Origin of the sequence: Pseudomonas sp. COW5 (assembly GCF_026240005.1) — a bacterium.
Classification (GTDB): domain Bacteria; phylum Pseudomonadota; class Gammaproteobacteria; order Pseudomonadales; family Pseudomonadaceae; genus Aquipseudomonas; species Aquipseudomonas kribbensis.
In genome coordinates, this window is the sequence record NZ_JAPHVP010000001.1 from 1,724,743 (window position 1) to 1,742,771 (window position 18,029).

13 protein-coding genes are annotated in these 18,029 nt (G+C 58.9%); 5 read left to right on the plus strand and 8 right to left on the minus strand.

From position 1 onward, the window contains the following. The first annotated feature begins 62 nt into the window (after positions 1–62). A complete protein-coding gene (gene queG, locus OQ248_RS07865; RefSeq protein ID WP_265812500.1) occupies positions 63–1,145 on the plus strand; it encodes a tRNA epoxyqueuosine(34) reductase QueG in 1,083 nt (360 codons plus the stop codon). Positions 1,146–1,173: 28 nt separating this feature from the next. Here queG and OQ248_RS07870 read toward each other — a convergent pair whose 3' ends face one another. From OQ248_RS07870 to orn, 6 genes are all read right to left on the minus strand, one after another. Beyond that, the gene (locus OQ248_RS07870) at positions 1,174–5,907 is read right to left on the minus strand and encodes an RHS repeat-associated core domain-containing protein (RefSeq protein WP_265812501.1); all 4,734 of its coding nucleotides are present in this window, start codon (positions 5,905–5,907) and stop codon (positions 1,174–1,176) included. A gap of 118 nt (positions 5,908–6,025) precedes the next feature. Beyond that, on the minus strand, positions 6,026–6,973 hold the full coding sequence (locus OQ248_RS07875; RefSeq protein ID WP_265812502.1) for a hypothetical protein: 948 nt from the start codon (positions 6,971–6,973) through the stop codon (positions 6,026–6,028). 290 nt (positions 6,974–7,263) lie between these two features. Beyond that, complete coding sequence (locus tag OQ248_RS07880) at positions 7,264–8,634, minus strand: hypothetical protein (RefSeq protein ID WP_265812503.1); 1,371 nt, start codon at positions 8,632–8,634, stop codon at positions 7,264–7,266. 363 nt (positions 8,635–8,997) lie between these two features. Next, complete coding sequence (locus tag OQ248_RS07885; protein ID WP_265812504.1) at positions 8,998–10,029, minus strand: hypothetical protein; 1,032 nt, start codon at positions 10,027–10,029, stop codon at positions 8,998–9,000. A 124-nt stretch (positions 10,030–10,153) separates the two neighbouring features. Next, positions 10,154–10,765 carry a trimeric intracellular cation channel family protein gene (locus OQ248_RS07890; protein WP_265812505.1) on the minus strand — a complete coding sequence of 204 codons (612 nt, stop codon included), beginning with the start codon at positions 10,763–10,765 and terminating at the stop codon, positions 10,154–10,156. Positions 10,766–10,910: 145 nt separating this feature from the next. After that, positions 10,911–11,453 carry an oligoribonuclease gene (orn, locus tag OQ248_RS07895; RefSeq protein ID WP_265812506.1) on the minus strand — a complete coding sequence of 181 codons (543 nt, stop codon included), beginning with the start codon at positions 11,451–11,453 and terminating at the stop codon, positions 10,911–10,913. A gap of 107 nt (positions 11,454–11,560) precedes the next feature. On the opposite strand from orn, the gene rsgA reads away from it, so the two are divergent. Further along, positions 11,561–12,592, plus strand: coding sequence for a small ribosomal subunit biogenesis GTPase RsgA (rsgA, locus tag OQ248_RS07900; RefSeq protein ID WP_085711151.1), 1,032 nt, complete (start codon positions 11,561–11,563; stop codon positions 12,590–12,592). Positions 12,593–12,640: 48 nt separating this feature from the next. On the opposite strand, the gene motB is transcribed toward rsgA, so the two are convergent. Then, entirely contained in the window at positions 12,641–13,717 is a 1,077-nt protein-coding gene (gene motB / locus OQ248_RS07905) for a flagellar motor protein MotB (RefSeq protein WP_114881206.1), read from the minus strand. Between the two features lie 3 nt (positions 13,718–13,720). Continuing rightward, positions 13,721–14,572, minus strand: coding sequence for a flagellar motor stator protein MotA (motA, locus tag OQ248_RS07910; protein WP_114881205.1), 852 nt, complete (start codon positions 14,570–14,572; stop codon positions 13,721–13,723). A 166-nt stretch (positions 14,573–14,738) separates the two neighbouring features. Between motA and OQ248_RS07915 the strand changes: the two genes are divergently transcribed. Genes OQ248_RS07915 through asd form a run of 3 tightly spaced genes read left to right on the plus strand, consistent with a single transcriptional unit; the run spans position 14,739 to position 18,011 of the window. Further along, a complete protein-coding gene (locus tag OQ248_RS07915) occupies positions 14,739–16,277 on the plus strand; it encodes an HDOD domain-containing protein (RefSeq protein WP_265812507.1) in 1,539 nt (512 codons plus the stop codon). Between the two features lie 39 nt (positions 16,278–16,316). Beyond that, complete coding sequence (rhdA, locus tag OQ248_RS07920; RefSeq protein WP_265812508.1) at positions 16,317–17,132, plus strand: thiosulfate sulfurtransferase; 816 nt, start codon at positions 16,317–16,319, stop codon at positions 17,130–17,132. A gap of 18 nt (positions 17,133–17,150) precedes the next feature. Next, positions 17,151–18,011 carry an archaetidylserine decarboxylase gene (gene asd, locus OQ248_RS07925; RefSeq protein ID WP_265812509.1) on the plus strand — a complete coding sequence of 287 codons (861 nt, stop codon included), beginning with the start codon at positions 17,151–17,153 and terminating at the stop codon, positions 18,009–18,011. The last annotated feature ends 18 nt before the right edge of the window (positions 18,012–18,029 follow it).

Here is an 18,029-nt window from a genome sequence, read left to right on the forward strand (position 1 = left end):
CGTCTTCGGGCTCCGATGTCTGGCAGAATTATACGCACCTCAGCTCCGGTTTCTCTCGCCTCATGTCCGCCATCACCACAGATCTTCCCGCCCTCGCCCAATCCATCAAGGACTGGGGCCGCGAGCTGGGCTTCCAGCAAGTCGGCATCAGCGGTCTGGACCTGGCCGAGCATGAGCAGCATCTGCAACGCTGGCTCGAGGCCGGCTATCACGGCGAAATGGATTACATGGGCGCCCACGGCAGCAAACGCTCGCACCCGGAAGAACTGGTGCCGGGCACCTTGCGCGTGGTGTCCCTGCGCATGGACTACCTGCCGGGCGACACGCAAATGGCGCAAATGCTGGCGAAACCGGAAAAAGCCTACATCTCGCGTTATGCCTTGGGCCGCGATTATCACAAGTTGATCCGCAAGCGCGTGCAACAACTGGCGGACAAGATTCAATCCGAAATCGGCCCGTTTGGCTTCCGCGCCTTCGTCGACAGCGCCCCGGTGCTGGAAAAAGCCATCGCCGAACAGGCGGGCCTGGGCTGGATCGGTAAAAACACTCTGGTGCTGAACCGCAAGGCCGGCAGTTATTTCTTTCTCAGCGAACTGTTCGTCGACTTGCCGTTGCCGGTGGATGCCCCCCACAGCACCGAACATTGCGGGCGCTGCACCGCATGCCTCGACATCTGCCCGACCAACGCCTTCGTCGGCCCGTATGTGCTGGACGCGCGACGCTGCATCTCCTACCTGACCATCGAACTGAAGAACGCCATTCCCGAAGACTTGCGACCGTTGATCGGCAACCGGGTGTTCGGCTGCGACGACTGCCAGATCTGCTGCCCGTGGAACCGCTTCGCCCGCCCGTCCGGCGAAAGCGATTTCAAGCCACGGCACAATCTGGACAATGCCGAACTGGCAGAACTGTTTTTGTGGGATGAAGAGAAGTTCTTGAGCAGCACCGAGGGCTCGCCTCTGCGCCGGGCTGGTTACGAGCGCTGGCTGCGCAATCTGGCGGTCGGCCTGGGGAATGCGCCCTCAACGATCCCGGTGCTGGAAGCGTTGAAGGCGCGACGGGATTATCCGTCGGAGCTGGTCAGAGAGCATGTGGAGTGGGCGTTGAACCGACATTCAGAGCGCGCAAAACTGACCCCGGAGTAACCCGCCTCACGCGCCCTCATTGCTTCAGTTACCACGCAGGGTCGTGCGCCCCTACCTGCTTGATGATGACATGCCGGGTGTTCTTGTTTGTCAGGAAGAACACACGATGTTCCTGTGTCAGACGCAGGTGAGCATGCTCGTAGTCCTTAAAGGGCTTGGCATTGGCATAGTTCGGATAAGGGTCGTATTTGCTCCCGGGATAATTTCTCGCAGCGTCGATTGGCGATTTATTGTTCGTCGCGATGTCGGTTTTGAACTCCTGGTATTTACCCCTTGAAACGTTGCCCAGCCTACCGTTGGGCAGGTAATCGTGTGCAGCGTAATCCTCTGTCAATGTCCAGCGTACCGGTGGAGGCGGTGGCTCCTGAGCGCTTGCGCCGGATGACTTGGCCTTCTTTCCTCGAGCGTAGTACTCGACGGGTGGTTCGTCGGCAAGCCCCTTGAAGTTCTTGCCCAGCATCCGTCCGCCCCGCGTGATGATTTGCCGGGCTGCCAGCCATCCTGCACCCGCCGAAGCCACGCCCAATCCAAGGCTTACCCAACCGAGTATTGATGCGGCTTCCGACTCCGGTGCCCACTCATTGACCAGCTCACTGGCAATACCCGAAACACCCGAGGCGACACCCAGCCCCATGGCAAGCAGCGCCAGAGGGGTAGCCGCCCCAAGGGTCACAATGCTCGCGGCAATCCCGATGACCCCAAGCGCAATTCCCAGAATCGACTGCCAGGAAAAATGCCCCGTCGGATCGACACGGTTGACCGGATCCCCCAGGCAATACGCATAGGCATTCACCCCTCCTGCCCCGAACGGACTCATGCTGTCGGGTGACATGAAGCGCATCAAGGTCGGGCTGTAGGCCCGATAGCCATTGCCCAGCAGATACAGACCGGTGACGGGATCGAACTGCTCGCCATTGAAACCCGGCAGACTGAAAAAACCGCCTTCAGCCTCCCGATGCCCAAACGGGCTGTAGGCGATATCGGCAAGCCGGCCATTCTGCAGTTGTGTCAGCACGCTTTGTTGCTGATCCGTGCCGAACATCCTCACACCCGCATCCACTCCGATCTGGTGCTGTCCCAGCAACAGACCTTCGTGGCGCACGACACTGCACGAATCGCCGCCACGCACTTCGTTAATGACGCGTCCACCGCGATAGTAACGCTGAGTGTCCGCGCTACCCGGCTGCGACAGCGCCATCAGCCGGTCAAAGCCGTCGTACTGATAGCCCCGCACCCTCTGCCCTTGCGCATCGCTGACACCTGTCAGACGCCCAAGCGTGTCGTACGTCAGCGTACGACCCTGGTCATCCTTGATCATCCGGCCATTGGCGTCGTATTGCAGAGTGACCGGTTGCGGGTAATCCGCGTGGGAATGACTGATGTCCGCGAGCTGGGTGAAGTCGACCTTGCTGTAGCTGAACGTCGTCAGATTGACTCCCTGGGGGAAACGGGTTTGCAGCGTGAGGAGGTTGTCCAGCGCATCGAAGGTGAATGTCTGTTCGACGATTTCCTTGCCGTAGGGATCCCGTGGCCGTTGCGTGCCTTCACAGCTGTAATGGCTCAGTCGCCCACGCACGTCATAGGTAAAGCGCTCATCGCGCAGTACTTGAGTCCCGCGTTTCAAGACTTTCTGCGCCAGCTTGCCGGAGGGGGTGTAACTCGAGGTCAGCGTCTGACTTGCCTGCCCCTCGACTTCAAACCGGCGGGTCGTTTCACGCCCGATATCGTCGTAGCCCAGATGCGTCTTCATGCGCAGGGCGGCTGATGTATCCCGGGCATCGATCAGCGCCAGCAAGCCTGCGGTGTCATAGGTGTATTCGAACCGCAAACTGCCCTGCGTGAAAGCGGATTTGCGCCCCCAGCTGTCATATTCAGACGTGTGTTCGTTGCCAAGTCCATCGATGAAAGTCAGCGGCCGCCCAGCCAGCGACCAAGTGTGGGAGGTTGTCTGGCGATGTTCACCGTACACGGTTGCTTCGGACTTCAAGCGTCCGGAAGGGTAATAGACGAAATGATGCTCGCGCCCCTGCTCGATGCAGGTTTCAGGCTTGCCATGCAAGGCGTCGTAAGTGAAGCGCGCCAGCAATCCGTCAGCCTTGCGCTCAGCCAGCCTGCTCACTCCCGGCGACCAGGTGAATTCGACTTTTTTACCGTCAGCCCCCATTTGCCATCCGGCCTGGCTGGAGCCCGACACATACCCCGTTGTGGATGTGCGCCCGCCAACCGTACTTTCAGTCAGGCGATCCAGCCCGTCGAATACCTGTCGACCCAACTCCAGAGTGTCGACTTTGATCCTTGTCGGTAATGTTTCGGCGCTGTGATCGGCATATTCTGTCTCGACTGCATGCCCGTCCGGCAATTCGCTGCGAACCAATCGATCAAAGACGTCGTAGTGGTAGAGCGTCTTGTTGCCTTCCTGATCGGTCCGGCTACGGGTTCTGCCGTAACCGTCATACTCAAGGACCGACTTGCCCAGGCTCTCCCCCTTTCGATCAAGCATCTCAATACTTTTCGGCTTGCCGAAAGCATTGAAAACCGAGACCGTCTTGCCCATTCCCTCTTGCCAGAGGGTTTCCCGGAGAGCGACCGGATCGAATTCGCGATGCTCTACGCGCCCGTCAGCATGATGCGTCTGTTTCACTTGCCCCCAACTGTCATAAACCAGCCGGGTAATGGCCGGACGGGCAATGCCATCCCACCAGTCTGTGCGGGTCTGTTCCACCAGATGCCCCGCCTTGTCGTGAAGTGCGGAGTACACCGTGCGAATAAGGCTTTCTTGCGACGCTCCCTCATCTGGAATGTCGCAATCAAGCTCCTTGATGCCGATCACGCGCCCCAAACCGTCATGAGTGACCGTTTGCACACCTCCCGCCGGATCCGAGACGGTCACCGTCGCGGGCGAAGTGCTGTTTGCCTCCTGATAAACCCAAGTCGTCGAAGCCGCATGGGCGGTGTCCGGGGAGAGGGTCTTGCGCACGCATCGACCAATGGCATCGTACTCATAGTCGATCCGGCCACCGTCCATGTCGGTCTCCGACAAGGTCAATCCGCTGTATGACGACAGGACTTGCGTCGTGCTTTGCGAAGTACCATCGAAACCGTGAACCGTGTGGCTCAGATGAAGGCGAGCACCTTCCAGCCGAGAGGAAAACGCCGTTCGGGTGGTGCGACCGTTCCGGGTACTGCGCTGCTCTTGCAATGCACCATGTCGGAGCCGGTCCGCCGGTGTATCGAAATAGCTGTGCTCGACTTTTGAACGAAGAACCTCCTTGTCTTCCACCGTTTCGAAAAACTGCTCTTCGATGAGCACGACGCTGGCCAGCGTCGAGCCTTGCAATGCCGGGTGCAAGGCATGGCGAAAACGGGTGCAGGTCGAGGCCCCGCCGCCGGGTGCGGCGGTGACCGTCCTTTGCTTCTCGAAACGGACAAAGCCGAGCGGATCCACCGGGCAGTCCGGCGACTCGACCGCCGGATAGAATTCGGACAGCGTTGTGACACCGTCGGGCCCCACATGCCTGAGCAGGTTACCCACCGCATCAAACTCGGTGATCGTCGTCTCCTCGCGTTGCTTCTTGCCGAGACGGTTTTCGAATTTCAGTTTCTGGATCCGGGGCAGACGAAAATGTGCCGGTTGCTCATTGAAAGGCTTTCCAGTTGCGACGTGATACTCGGTGAACTGCGAAGTGACCGCCTCCCCGCACGTTGTCACCTGCGCAACCAGCAAATGGAATTTGTTGTACGTCCGCTTGATGTGACTGTGCACCTTGCCATCGACCACCAGGCGCTCCTCGGACGCATACTGGTAACTCCAGGGTGCCGAGTAGAGCGGGTCACCGTCGTCGGATGGCTCCACCGACAAACCATGCCCAAGGAAATTACGGTCCGAAAACGTGTAGATTCTGCTCGTTTTCGGCTGACCGTGACCCGGATAAATGTCATGGGCCATGACATGAGGCAGCGTCGCCGTCGCCCCGGCGTCGCTGGCGGGCAGCAGATGTCCCTGCTCCTTGTAGCGAATGGTTTCCACGGCCCCCAGAGGTGTCACAACCCGTTTCAGGTAGCCGACTTCATCGATGAGCGAATATTCGAGATCCCAGCCCCGGCCCTCTGGCAAACCGATCTCCACGACCCGGTCGTTGCTATCGAGCTTCATTGTGAAGTCAGCCCTGGATGCCGTGTCCGGGTTCTGGCTCAACGTAACCAGAGTGCCCTTGCGGGAGATTTTCAGCAGCGTCCGCTGGTCATCCCTGACTTCGATCAGCTCCGGGTATTGATTGACCACTTTGTACATCAGTGTGATGCCTGCGCCGTTGGCCGCGACGATCCGCGTCGGGACTGCAACCGGACTGCCAGCCTGCACCGTCAACTCTTCCCGGTGCCCGTCCTTGCAATGAACATCAAAACGTCCGGCACCGGTTTTCACGACCTTGACGCTTTCCAGCTTCATTTCCCTGAACTGGAGACCCGCGACCGTTTCGACGGCCTTGTAACGCTCACCGCTGAACAGGGTCATCATCTTGCTGCGCGTGTCGTATCGGGTCGTGGCCAGCGACCAGCCCAGCCCGAATCCGGTGTTTCGAGTATCAAGCGGGTTGAACCCCAGGGCGAGTCCGAACGAAGGTCCGTTGAGACCCGCAGATCGAACAGCCCCCAAAGACAAGGAACAGGTATACAAGCCCGTCCGAGGATCAACACCGCCCGTTACAAACTCACCAAAATTGAATGCATTGGAATGCACGGAGCCCGGAGATTTGTTCTCCATATATAAATTCCTTATTCACCACACAATAACCAACCCACTCGATGAACTTCGAAGTTCAAACCGACTGCGTTGAAACCGAACAAAAGAAGCTCGCGACAATCTGCTAAAAAATCGCCGCTCAAACCAACTTGAATGCGCGTGCGGAAAAATCCGGCTTTATACGAAGCCAGTGCGCCGTACCGAACTCATCGAATACCGTCAGTTCAAAAACCTGATCCCGAACCAGCTGACTCTGATAGTCGGGAGAGAGATAGCTCAATACCGTCAGATTACCCGGCTGCTGATTGACTGGCGTCCCGACATACCCTTTCGGACCGCGAATGGTCGCACTGGCACCATAGACCGGCGCCATGTAGCCGCAATAAGTTCTTCCCCCCGGGTGGGAATCATCAATATTTCCGGAAGCAAAAAACAACGTCGCGTATTCGTCATCCTTTTGTACTTGCGTGCTGGTCCAGTCCAGAAGATGAATGGAACGACGGTCAGCATAGAGACCCAGGCTGTATCGATGAATCGCGTCGAAACGATCAATGACGCTTTCACTGACCTTTTCCAGAGAAAAGTGGCTCACTGGATACTTGACCGGCGATATCGCCTCCAACGTCACGCTGCTGTCGCTCCCCAGTTGCCCGTTGCTTCGAAACACTTCATCGCCCAAGGTGATTTCGGCGGCAATTTGCAGTGAGCCCGGCCTGGAGCTGCTGACCCAGAACTCATAGACCTGAACGGGTTCGGCAGGGTCGGTAATGCGGTTATGCGCAGCCGGTATCAGTGGAGTGGCCCGGGCGATGCCGCCTGCCATGTCATGGGCGTAGCGATTTTCCCGGGTCTCGACATTCCAGTCCCCCGAGAGCGGCCGCGCGCCGTTGTAGGAGATCAGGCGAAGGGTCTGCATGGCCGGATGCCCATGCAGGGACACTTCGTTGGCCTGGGCATCGCCACCCGAAATCAAGACCAGCACCCGTACTTGCATGCGACCGTTGGCGTAGAGTTGCTTATGACGAAGTGTGGGTGCCGAATCAAACTTGACTTCGAGCCTCTGAACACTGACGACTTCTTCCAACATCAATAACTTCCTGTATAAATATTCAATTGACCCCTTTTCAGACAAGTCAGGGCACGATCAAATATTAAACACATCACAAAAGTCTATAACAGCAGCAATAGCTGACAACATGTAAGCAGAGCACCCGAAAGCACCAACCTGAAACACAAACTATAAAACCTGCTCTCTGAAATATAAAAATCACAACAAAAAAAGCCCACTCCCTCCAAAGCCAAAAAGACAAAGAAAAAAGTGGGCCAACTATTTTTTACAACCAGACTCATTGCAAGACAACGGCTGCTCAGTATTTATCAGGTGTCGGACTCCACCCCGCTATCAGAACTGTCGCTTGATTCGGAAGATTCATCGACATCAAGACCGTCCTCATCCGAGCGAATCTGCACTTTACGATCAAGACTGGCATTTTCCAGATAGTGGGTGATTCGCTCCCTCGTCACCACGCCGAGCGGGTTGTCCCTCAAATCCAGGTAAAGATTCTGCGTGTCCGGAATGTCGAACAACTCTTCGCCGATGATGGAAATGTCGTTCTCTCGCAAATCCACGCGAGTCAGTGCTGGCAACCGCTCCATACCGGACGGAAGCTCGTCGATCGCACAATCGCGCAGAAACAACTCTCGCAACCCCCGCATGAATCCCACAGGCGGGGCAATGCCCAAAGGGTTTTCCCTCAAATCCAGTAACGTGAGGGTTTCGATCCGGGACAGGCCCTCGGCACTGTTCTCGGAGAGACGAAGTGAATTTCCGTTCAAAGTCAGGTGCTGCAAATCCCGCATCCGGAAGATCGCCGGAGAAAACTCCTCCATTCGCACAGACTCCAGAATCAGGTAGCGAACATTGGGAAAACTGTCTAAAAACCGACCCAACGATACTTCGGTATTACGAGCGGTCAGCACCAGCTCTGTCACCCATTCAAACCGGGCGGACAAGTGTGGCAATTCCCCGGAGAAATCGATGAACGTCGAAAAGCTTTGATCGGCAGAACCCTGGCCCGGCACTGACTCACGTCGCCAGATCGCCAGAAGATCCTGACTGAATTTTTCACGCTTCTGTCGTTGGCTGGCGAGAGCTTCAGCACTCAATCCGGATTCAGAGCCGGGATGACCTGAACGCTCATTCGCCACCCAGTCCTTCAGTTCTTCACACAACGCTACAGACTCTTTTTCCAGTCGCACGAGAACGGAATGCGGATCACTGTGTAAACGATCTCCGATGAAAGCACTCACTTCGTCGTCCGCAAGCCCGGGATAAAGCGCTCGCACTCGGCGCTCGAAAGATGCTTGCGAAATCAGGCGGCCTGAGAGAGCCGAGGAAGGTCCCGGCGCGAAGGTTTCAACATCGGCTTCGTCCACACCGGTAATCTTATGCGCCCCGTTGCTGTCTTTCGGGTGCCAGTAACGGCGGTGCTGATCAGGCAACAGTAACGGCCCGGAAGGAACAAGCTCACTTGCCAGCATTGCTCGCCAATCCCCCGTAACGGGATCCCTGGCAACCTGGACAAAATGCCCGTCGGTCAATTCGATGTACCGGCGCTGCTTGATGATTCTGAATCCCTGAGCATCGGGTGCGGGCAGTTTAGCTGCAGCGCTGATCCAGAAATCGGCCAACACCGGAGGCATCGGTGCGGTTGCAGGCACCCGGGATGCAGATTCGGAAACAATCATGCTGTTCTCGACAACAGGCGAGGGAGGGGCATTCTGCCTGCCTGAATGGCCAGGGTCTGTTGTCGCAGGTGGCAATGCAGCGCGACGTGACACACCTGGCACGTCGACATCCACTCGCGGCGGTGCTTCATGACTTGGAGTGCGGGAAGCAGGTGGGTTCGGGGAAGGTGCTGGAGCAAAATCCCTTGGTGGTTTTTTGAGCATCAATTCTCATCCTTGAGCGATATTGAGTCAGCCCCTTTACGGTAAGGAACTGACGGACAATAGTGTCCCTGCCGAAATGCCGGCAGGGATCATCGATATGGCAGCTTACTGACTTATTCTTTTACAGCGACCTTATATATCTATTGCCCTGATGCAGATTTACCCCCGCTCAAGAATGAACAAACCTTGCGTAGCGTCGGTTCGAATGGCCAGTTTGTGTTCAGACCCGTATTGATCAATCGCGGAAAAATGAAACGCCTCATCCACCGTATACTTGGCGTAGCTGTACGTGTATTCGGAGATGGCTTGCACAATAGTCAATTCACCGTGACGATCGCTGACCCGTACAGGATATTCCTTACTCATCTCAGAAGAGACACTGGCCGGGCCTGAAAATACGGTGTCTAAAAAATTGTTGTCATTGACAGGCAACTTTACAGTCACATCAGCCTGATCCGGACTTGCCAGAATACCGATCAGATAATTGGTCGCAGGGGCACCCAGCCAGTTACCGTGAGCAAAAACCAAATTGCCTGTACCCCGCGAAGCCACCCAGTCCACCAGTTTTATTTGCTGCCCCTGATGATTGAGTCCGAGGTAGTAATTGGAGATCCGGTTACCTGGTTCTTCATTCCCGCGCCGTACGCTTTTCAAGTGAAACTGCTCAAGCGAGTAGCTGATCGGCAATTGCGCATCCAGCGTGATACTGCTGTCCTGACGATCGATCAGACCAGTACCGTTGCTTTGAATAACGGTTCCGTTGAGTAAAACACGCGCTGCGATCTGTGTGGTACCAACCCCCGCCGATGAAACCCAGAAGGTGCGCACGTGAGGATGGGCATGGTATTGCGACTCATCGTCCGATGCGTCCATCAAATCTGCAGAGACAGGAGCCTCCAGTGTATATCGTCCCTGTTCGGCACTGGCTTTCCAGCCGTCCCGCAATGTTCTCCCGGTATTGTAATGAATAAGTTCTACTGTATTCAGTACATCAGCCGGTACAGAAATATGTTGACCGCTCTCATCGAAACCGGAGACCAGCACCTGCACTTTAACTTGCATACGCCCGTTGCCAAACAACACCTTGCTGCGCGTTGCGCCCCCTGAATCGAACTTCACCTTCAATTCAATACTTTCCAGAGAAGCCGAATTGATCAAGCGCTCTGCAGACAGCTCATTAAACTCACTCATTCTTTCACTCCTGTGACTGATATCAGTTCCGATGCACCCGCACTTTATTGGGCGGAACCGGACATCAATATCACGTCATTCAAAAGCGAACTTAAAATCAAGTGTAAGAAGCTGTAGCCAGTTCTCAATGCTCGTCGTTATAAACGAACTTCGGCATTTCCCAATGAAAGCGAATCGCCAACAACCGCAGCAGAAAGCCACCGAACAAGGTGATCAGAATCGCCTGTTCGCTCGGCACATCCAGATACAGACAAAGCATGTAACACCACGCGGCGGCGAACGAGACGCTGGCGTACAACTCGCGGCGGAAGATCAGCGGAATGTCGTTGCAGAAGATGTCGCGCAGGATGCCGCCGAACACCCCGGTGATCACGCCGCTGACCGAGGCCACCAGCATGCCGTGGCCCATTTCCAGGGCGGTCATGCAGCCGATCAGGGTGAACGCCACCAGACCGACGGCATCGAGCACCAGAAACAGCGAGCGCAGATGGCGCATCCAGCGCGCCGTGAACACGGTGATCATCGCCGCGACCGTGGTCAGCACCAGGTATTCCGGGTGTTTGACCCAGGTCAGCGGGTAGTGCCCGAGTAGCACGTCGCGCACCGAACCGCCGCCCAATGCGGTGACGCAGGCAATCAGCACCACGCCGAACCAATCCATGCCGCGACGGCCCGCAGAGAGGGCGCCGGTCATGGCTTCGGCAGTAATGGCGACGAGGTAGAGCATCAGCAACATGGCGGCGGTCCTGGCAGGAAGGCGCGCAGTCTAGCCATTTCAGGGCGGCACCAGAAGTGCGTTTTGCTGAACGTCTGTGACGAGGGGATCTGGCTGCTGCGCAGCCAGGCGGGAGCAAGCTCCCTCGCCACAAAGGCCGTCGATCTCAGAACTTGATGAAATGCTGGCGGTAGTGCTGCAGCTCGGCGATGGATTCGCGGATGTCGTCCAGCGCCAGGTGAGTGCTGCCCTTCTTGAAACTGTCGCGCACGTCCGGCGCCCAGCGCGCGGCCAGTTCCTTGAGGGTGGAAACGTCTAGGTTGCGGTAGTGGAAATAGCTTTCCAGCGATTTCATGTGGGTATAAAGGAAGCGACGGTCCTGACAGATGCTGTTGCCGCAGATCGGCGACTTGCCCTTCGGCACCCACTTTTCGAGGAAAGCGATGGTTTCGGCTTCAGCTTCGGCCATGGTCACGCGGCTTTCGCGCACACGCTGGGTCAGGCCGGAGTTGCCGTGGGTGCGAGTGTTCCACTCGTCCATCCGGGCAAGGACTTCGTCACTGTGATGGATGGCGATCACCGGGCCTTCGGCCAGGGTGTTGAGATCGCTATCGGTGACGATAGTGGCCATTTCGATGATGACGTCGTTTTCCGGATCCAGACCGGTCATTTCCAGGTCGATCCAGATCAGGTTCTGCGGGTTTTGCATATTTCGGCTCCTAGGCAATGCTGCGCAGTTTAGCCTAGGGCGGTGCCCGGGCGTGCTAAACTCGCGGCCGTTTTACCCAATCGCTGCATTCTTCAGACGGAACACCCATGGCCAAACGCCAACTCAATCGTCGTCAAAACTGGCGCATCGAAAAGATTCAGGGCGAGCGCGCCGCCCGCGCCGCCAAACGCGAATCCTCGGCTGTCGAGGCGCTCGAAGGCGGCGACCTGGGCCCGGAACAGCACGGTCTGGTGATCGCTCACTTCGGTGTGCAGGTCGAGGTCGAGGCCGTTGACGGCGAACTGGCCGGTCAGGTCTTCCGTTGCCACTTGCGGGCCAACCTGCCAGCGCTGGTAACCGGTGACCGTGTGGTCTGGCGCGCCGGCAACCAGGGCATCGGTGTGATCGTCGCGCAACTGCCGCGCACCACCGAACTGTGCCGCCCGGACAGCCGAGGCCAGCTCAAACCGGTGGCCGCCAACGTCGACATGATCGTCATCGTCTTCGCCCCGCTGCCCGAGCCCCATGCGAACCTGATCGACCGCTATCTGGTCGCAGCCGAGCACGCCGGCATCCGTCCATTGCTGCTGCTGAACAAATTCGACCTGATCGACGAACAGAACGCCCCGGCGCTGAACGCGTTGCTGGCGGTATACCGAACGCTGGGTTATCCGGTGCTGGAAGTGTCGGCGCACCACGGCAACGGCATGGAGCAATTGCAAACGCTGCTCGACGGACGCATCAGCGTGTTCGTCGGTCAGTCCGGTGTCGGCAAGTCGTCGCTGGTCAACAGCCTGCTGCCGGACGTCGAAACCCGTGTCGGCCCGCTGTCCGAATGGTCCGGCCAGGGCACCCACACCACGACCACCGCGCGACTGTTCCACTTCCCCGGCGGCGGTGAACTGATCGACTCCCCGGGCATCCGCGAATTCGGCCTGGGCCACGTCAGCCGTGCCGATGTCGAGGCGGGGTTCATCGAGTTCGACGACCTGCTCGGCACCTGCCGCTTCCGCGACTGCAAGCACGATCGTGAACCGGGCTGCGCCTTGCTCAAGGCCCTTGAAGATGGGCGCATCCAGCAACAGCGGATGAACAGCTACCGCTCGATCATCGCCAGCCTTCCCGAAAACGGCTATTAAGCAGCCAGACACAAAAAAGCCGCGATCATCTCGCGGCTTTTTTGTGGGTCACTGCTTCGGCGCGGGCGCCGGTGCAGTGGCCGGTGCAGCAGGCGCCGGGGCTGGCGCTGCGCTGCCCGGCTCGGCCGGTTTCGGCAGCGGGTCGTCGAACAGGTTCAACCGTTCGCGCAACTCGTGGGCCGGCACCGGTTGCTGATCCGCCGGCAAGGCGTTCGGGTCGACCGGTTTGGCCGGATCGGCGCCGTTCTGCCCTTCGGCCGGTTTTGCCGGCTCGGCGCCCTGAGAACCTTCGATGGCGGCCTGGGCCTTCTTGGTCAGCACCACGATGTCGATACGGCGGTTGACCGGGTTGAACGGGTTCTCCTTGTCGAACAGTGCCGACGAGGCGTAACCCACCACACGAGCCACTTGACCGTCCGGATAGCTGCCCGCCACCAATGCACGCCGGGCGGCGTTGGCACGGTTGGCCGAAAGCTCCCAGTTACCGAAATCACCAGTGCCGGTGTACGGCTTGGCATCGGTATGACCGCTGATGCTGATCTTGTTCGGCACCGCCTTTATGGTGTCGGCCATGGCCAGCAGGATGTCTTCGAAATACGGCTTCAGGCGTGCAGAACCGGAGTCGAACATCGGCCGGTTCTCGGCGTCCATGATCTGGATTCGCAAGCCGTTCGGCGTGATCTCGAACAGGATCTGATCCTTGAACTTCTGCAGTTGCGGGTTCTCGTCGACCTTGTTCTGCAGTTCCTGCAGCAACAGTTCCAGACGCTCCTTCTCGACCTGCTCGGCCATGCCTTCAACCTGATCGGTGTCGACCGTGACCTTGTCCGGTTGCGGCTGAGACTTCACTTCAGGGTTGAGGGTGTTTTCCGGCGCCAGGGTCGGCGTACCGCCCAGGTCGATGATGTAAGGCGTGCCGCTCTCGGAGAAGCCGACCGGATCCTTGAAGTAGCCGGCAATGGCGATCTTCTGTTCCGGCGTTGCGGTGGACAGCAGCCACAGCACCAGAAAGAACGCCATCATCGCCGTCGCGAAGTCGGCGAAGGCGATTTTCCACGCCCCGCCGTGATGCCCGCCACCGTAGCGCTTGACGCGCTTGATGATTATCGGCTGGTTATTTTCCATGACTTAGCGACCGCGAACCGCTTGTTCCAGCTCGGCGAAGCTAGGACGGTGAGCCGGGTACAGAACCTTGCGCCCGAATTCCACGGCCAGCGACGGCGGCATGCCGGAAGCCGAAGCCACCAGCGAAGCCTTGATGGCTTCATAAACGTTGAGTTCTTCCTTGGCATCGTGAGCCAGGGAGTGCGCCAGCGGGCCAAAGAAGCCGTAGGCCGCCAAGATACCGAAGAAGGTACCGACCAGTGCCGCACCTACGTGCAGACCGATGGACTTCTGGTCGCCCTCGCCCAGGGACGCCATGGTCACCACGATGCCCAGTACCGCCGCGACGATACCGAAACCGGGCATGCCGTCGGCAATGCCGTTGACCGCGTGGGAAGGATGCTCCAGTTCTTCCTTGAGGCTGTACAACTCCATGTCGAACAGGCCTTCGAGTTCGTGCGGCGCCATGTTGCCGGACGACATGATGCGCAGGTAATCGCAGATGAACGCGGTCATGCGCTCGTCTTTCAGCACCGCCGGGTACTTGGCGAAGATCGGGCTCGCAGCGGCATCTTCGATGTCGCCTTCGATGGCCATCATGCCTTCACGGCGGCTCTTGTTGAGGATTTCATAGATCAGGCCAAGCACTTCCAGATAGAACGTGTGGCTGAAACGCGAGCTGAACATGCCCAGGGATTTCTTGAGCACGTGCATGGTCATGTAACCGGGGTTGGCCTGGAGGAATGCTCCGAGTGCCGCACCGCCGATGATCATCACCTCGAAGGGCTGGATCAGGGCGGCAATCTTGCCGTGGGAGAGCACGTATCCGCCGAGCACGCTCGCGAATACGACGATGATGCCGATAATTTTAGCCATAGGTAGAAAGTACTTGTTTAAGTCGGGTTCAAGGTCATATTCGGAAGTTAAAAAATCTCTTCTTCTACTTATCGGCAAAACTGCGCCAGACTATAGCCAGTTCAGGCGAAAAGCCAATTTAGCCCGTGCCGGGCGCGTCTACAGCAGATCAAGATCCCGTCCAGACATGGCTAATGAAACGAACGTCCCACACGCAAGACCGACCACACTCGATGGCTGGGTGAAGCTGCTCGACAGCGTGCGCCTGCCGGTGCCGCAAGAGGCCCATGACAAGGTCTGCCGGGCGATCCGCGACAATCGCAGCTCGTTGCGCGACATTGCCGACCTGATGCAGGACAGCCCGGCGCTGGCCCTGAGCATCATCCGCGAAGCCAACCGCCATACCCAGGGCAGCCTGACCACACCAGCGGAAAACCTTGAGGTGGCGATCAATCGCCTGGGGCTCGCCCGCACCGAAGAACTGCTGGCACGCCTGCCAGCCGAGCCGCAGGTGCAAATTCCCCAGGCCCTGCGCCAGATACAGATGATCAGTCAGCACGCCACGCAACAGGCCAACGGCTTTTTTGCCAGTCGCCTGGCGCGGCTGTGGCAGGACATTCATTGGGGCAGTCTGTTGTTTCTGTCGCCGCTGTGGCCGTTGGCGCTGACCTTTCCCAAACTGCTCGAAGAGTGGGAAGTGCGGGTCATCCACAAGGGCGAATCGGCCCGCGACGTGGAAAAACAATTGTTCGGCGTGCGCCTGCTGAAGATCGGTGCGGCACTGGTCGAAGCCTGGCGCCTGCCGATCTGGGTGCAGCAGGGGTATCGATTGCTGCTCACCGAGCAGCGCGAACTGGTCAAGGTCCTGCGCATCGCCCGCGATGTCGATCATCCGTTGCGCCAACAGAACCGCCTCGATGACGACCCGACCCTGCGCAACTGGCTCAATCAGCCGGCCAATACCGTGCTGCTGGCCAATGGTCTGGCGCTGTCGGCGCAACAGGCCTGGGACAGTCCGCACAGCGAGCGCTGGCAGTACCTGACCAGCCTCTATCTGCAAATCCCGATGGACGAAGTGCAGCAACAGCTGCACCAGCAGGCCGCCAACAGTGCGCGCCGGCATTCGATGCCGGATCTGTGGCACCCGGCGGTTTCGCTGCTGTGGCCATGGGACAACCGTCGCTTGCCTGCCGGCATGCTGCCGGCCGCCGCACCCAATGCCGACGACCTGGCCAAATGGCGCCGGCAATGCGCCGAGCTGCTGGCCGAGCCGAGCCGTTTCACCAACGCCATGCACTTGACCATCGCCGCCCGCGACGCGCTGGTGGCCAGCGGCATGCGTCGGGTGATGATCCTGATGGCCGACCGCACCCAGTCCAGTCTGCGTGTGCATCAGATTTCCGGTTTGCCGAAGGAAGCCGCTGCGCTGAACTTCGTCGTCAGCCAAAGTACCGTGCTGCAACGCTTGCTCGCGCAGCAGGCACAGGTGCGGATCACCCCGGACAACAACGCCCAGTTTTCCGCCCTGCTGCCGCCATCCCTGCGTACGCTGTTTCGTGGCGAACATCTGTTTCTGCGCTCGCTGATCCATAACGGTCGGGTAATCATGATCGTGGTCGCCGACCAGGGTGGCGGACCGTTCGCCGACATCACCGTGCAAGCCTTCGGCAAAACCGCGCAGTGCATCGAGAAAGCCCTGCACAGCTTTAGCCAGCGCGGCCAATGACAGCTACAATCCTTCCCCTTTGTGCTCTGGAGACCTCACATGTCTGACTTCTCTGGCCTGGCGCTGGTGATCGAGCCGAGCGACCTGCTCCCGCGACTCGACGCCCGCAATCTGATTCTGGTGGATCTGACCAGCGCCGCCCGCTATGCCGAGGGTCACATTCCCGGCGCACGCTTCGTCGATCCGAAGCGCACCCAGCTGGGCCAGGCACCGGCTCCGGGCCTGCTGCCGACAAAAGAAAAACTCGAAGAGCTGTTCGGCGAGCTGGGCCACAACAAAGATGCGGTCTACGTGGTCTACGACGACGAAGGCGGCGGCTGGGCCGGGCGCTTCATCTGGCTGCTCGACGTGATCGGTCACGACAAGTACCACTACCTCGACGGCGGCCTGCCGGCGTGGCTGGCGGAAGGTTCGCCGATGTCGATCCAGGTTCCTCCTGCGGTCGGCGGCCCGGTGGCCCTGACCCTGCACGACGAACCGACCGCCACCCGTGAATACCTGCAAAGCCGCCTCGGTGCCGCCGACCTGGCGATCTGGGACGCTCGCGGGCCACTGGAATATTCCGGCGAGAAAGTACTGGCGGCCAAGGGTGGACACATCCCCGGCGCAGTCAATTTCGAATGGACGGCAGGCATGGATCAGGCGCGTCAGTTGCGCATCCGTACCGACATGCCGCAGATCCTCGAAAACCTCGGGATCACCAGGGACAAAGAAATCATCACTCACTGCCAGACCCATCACCGGTCCGGTTTCACTTATCTGGTGGCCAAGGCTCTCGGTTATCCGCGGGTCAAGGGCTACGCCGGTTCCTGGGGCGAATGGGGCAACCACCCCGACACCCCCGTCGAGCTTTAAGGATTTTTAAGGACAGTCATGAAAGAGCGTTTGTTTATCGTCAGCCAGTACCTGCTGCCTCACCACTTGCTGTCGCGCCTGGCCGGCTGTATCGCCGAGTGCCGTGTGCGCTGGTTCAAGAATGCCTTCACCACCTGGTTCGCCAAGCGTTATCAGGTGGACATGTCCCAGGCGCTGGTTGAAGACGTCACCGCTTACGAGCACTTCAACGCCTTCTTCACCCGCGCACTGAAAGACGGCGCACGCCCTCTGGATCAGACCCCGGGCGCGATCCTCAGCCCGGCCGACGGCGCGATCAGCCAGCTCGGCCCGATCGAGCACGGCCGCATCTTCCAGGCCAAGGGCCACAGCTTCAGCGTGCTGGAATTGCTCGGTGGCGACGCAGCCAATGCCGCGCCGTTCATGGGCGGCGAATTCGCCACCGTTTACCTGTCGCCGAAGGACTACCACCGCGTGCACATGCCACTGGCCGGCACCCTGCGCGAGATGGTCTACATCCCGGGCCGGATCTTCTCGGTCAATCAGACCACCGCTGAAAATGTCCCTGAGCTGTTCGCCCGCAACGAGCGTGTGGCGTGCATCTTCGACACCGAGCGCGGGCCGATGGCCGTGGTGCTGGTGGGCGCGATGATCGTGGCCTCCATCGAAACCGTGTGGGCCGGCCTGGTCACGCCGCCGAAGCGTGAGCTGAAAACCTTCCGCTACGACGAAGCCGCCCGCGCGCCGATTCATCTGGAAAAAGGCGCCGAACTGGGACGCTTCAAGCTGGGTTCGACCGCAATCGTGCTGTTCGGGCCGGATCAGGTGAAATGGGTTGAAGAATTGAAAGCCGGCTCGCCGGTACAGATGGGTCAGGCCCTGGCACTGTCGAACGCCTGAACCTGCTGATCCGCCCCT

Coding starts and splice junctions, on each gene's coding strand:
- OQ248_RS07880 (WP_265812503.1), bottom strand. CDS start 8,634: ATGATTGTTTCCGAATCTGCATCCCGGGTGCCTGCAACCGCACCGATG.
- asd (WP_265812509.1), top strand. CDS start 17,151: ATGAAAGAGCGTTTGTTTATCGTCAGCCAGTACCTGCTGCCTCACCAC.
- rhdA (WP_265812508.1), top strand. CDS start 16,317: ATGTCTGACTTCTCTGGCCTGGCGCTGGTGATCGAGCCGAGCGACCTG.
- OQ248_RS07915 (WP_265812507.1), top strand. CDS start 14,739: ATGGCTAATGAAACGAACGTCCCACACGCAAGACCGACCACACTCGAT.
- orn (WP_265812506.1), bottom strand. CDS start 11,453: ATGCAAAACCCGCAGAACCTGATCTGGATCGACCTGGAAATGACCGGT.
- motA (WP_114881205.1), bottom strand. CDS start 14,572: ATGGCTAAAATTATCGGCATCATCGTCGTATTCGCGAGCGTGCTCGGC.
- motB (WP_114881206.1), bottom strand. CDS start 13,717: ATGGAAAATAACCAGCCGATAATCATCAAGCGCGTCAAGCGCTACGGT.
- OQ248_RS07885 (WP_265812504.1), bottom strand. CDS start 10,029: ATGAGTGAGTTTAATGAGCTGTCTGCAGAGCGCTTGATCAATTCGGCT.
- OQ248_RS07870 (WP_265812501.1), bottom strand. CDS start 5,907: ATGGAGAACAAATCTCCGGGCTCCGTGCATTCCAATGCATTCAATTTT.
- rsgA (WP_085711151.1), top strand. CDS start 11,561: ATGGCCAAACGCCAACTCAATCGTCGTCAAAACTGGCGCATCGAAAAG.
- OQ248_RS07890 (WP_265812505.1), bottom strand. CDS start 10,765: ATGTTGCTGATGCTCTACCTCGTCGCCATTACTGCCGAAGCCATGACC.
- queG (WP_265812500.1), top strand. CDS start 63: ATGTCCGCCATCACCACAGATCTTCCCGCCCTCGCCCAATCCATCAAG.
- OQ248_RS07875 (WP_265812502.1), bottom strand. CDS start 6,973: ATGTTGGAAGAAGTCGTCAGTGTTCAGAGGCTCGAAGTCAAGTTTGAT.